Annotated in this window: 1 protein-coding gene; it reads right to left on the bottom strand. The window is 71.7% G+C overall.

Going from position 1 to position 448, the window contains the following annotated elements; all coding sequences use genetic code 11:
• Nucleotides 1–230: NAD-dependent epimerase/dehydratase family protein (locus G3I78_RS48365; protein WP_164436993.1), on the bottom strand; the 230-nt coding region annotated here is incomplete at its 3' end.
• Nucleotides 231–448 lie beyond the last annotated feature (218 nt).

Raw genomic sequence — 448 nt, 5'->3', positions numbered from 1 at the left:
CGGATGTCGCTCGCGCAGTGGATCACCGTACGGACGCCCGTGAGTGCCTCGTCCAGTCCGGTGCCGGTGGTCAGGTCGCCGGTGTACCAGGCCACCCCGGAGTCGTCCGGCACCGCGGCCCTGCGGGTGAGCGCGCGGACCGGGCGCCCGGTGCGGCGGGCCCGCTCCAGCACCTCGCGGCCGAGCGTGCCCGTCGCGCCGGTCACCATGATCGTGTCGTTGGTCGTCATCAGTCTCAGCCTCTCGCCGGCCGCCGTCGCTTCCACCGATGAAGAACCGACGGGTCAGGCGTTTTGTGACAGCTCCCGGAGCTGGGTCGCGAGGAAGGTCAGTTTGTCCGGGTTCCGGATGATCCGGATGCCGGTGACCCCGTCCTCGCCGAGCTCCAGCGCCCCGAACGCCGTCAGCTCGCCCTCCTCCCCACCGACCACCGCCGGAACGCCGTTCG

It is taken from the genome of Streptomyces sp. SID13726 (assembly GCF_010548375.1).
GTDB lineage: Bacteria > Actinomycetota > Actinomycetes > Streptomycetales > Streptomycetaceae > Streptomyces.
This window is presented reverse-complemented; position numbering and strand designations above follow the sequence as displayed.